The organism is Polaromonas sp. P1_G4, assembly GCF_056405475.1.
Map to the genome: position 1 here is coordinate 1 of NZ_JBFUCA010001032.1, position 623 is coordinate 623.

Annotated in this window: 1 protein-coding gene; it reads left to right on the forward strand. The window is 56.1% G+C overall.

Annotated elements, in window-relative coordinates; all coding sequences use genetic code 11:
* Positions 1-93 precede the first annotated feature (93 nt).
* On the forward strand, positions 94-623 hold a 530-nt coding region (locus AC1D1X_RS25200), incomplete at its 3' end, for a TRAP transporter substrate-binding protein (protein WP_477699621.1).

Below are 623 nucleotides of genomic sequence, written 5' to 3' on the forward strand. Positions count from 1 at the left end.
GATTCAATCAAGGCAATGCAATTCAACTGTTATAGCAGGCCGAACCGATCTGGCAGATCAACGCAAAATTCGATAACTTCAGGAGAGAGTTTTATGGATCGTCGCTCACTTATCAAAAATGCCGGTATTGCCGGTGTGCTGGCCGCAGGTGTCGCACCTGCTGTTCATGCGCAGGCTGCCGTTCGTTGGCGCCTGGCCTCCAGCTTCCCCAAATCCCTTGACACGATTTTTGGTGCCGCCGAAGTATTTGCCAAGGCCGTCAAGGCCATGTCCGGCGGCAAGTTCGAAATCTCGGTGCATGCGGCCGGTGAGTTGATGCCGGCCTTCGGTGTGGTCGACGGTGTGCAACAAGGCTCCATCGAGGCCTGCCACACGGCGCCCTACTATTTCTTCGGCAAGGACGAATGCTTTGCGCTGGGTTGCGCCATTCCCTTCGGCCTGAACAGCCGGCAGATGAGTGCCTGGATGTACGAAGGCAACGGCATGAAGCTGATGCGCGAGTTCTATTCCAAGTTCAACATCGTGAACTTCCCGGGCGGCAATACCGGCGCCCAGATGGGTGGCTGGTACCRCAAGGAAATCAAGTCCGTCAAGGACATCAAGGGCCTGAAGATGCGCATAGG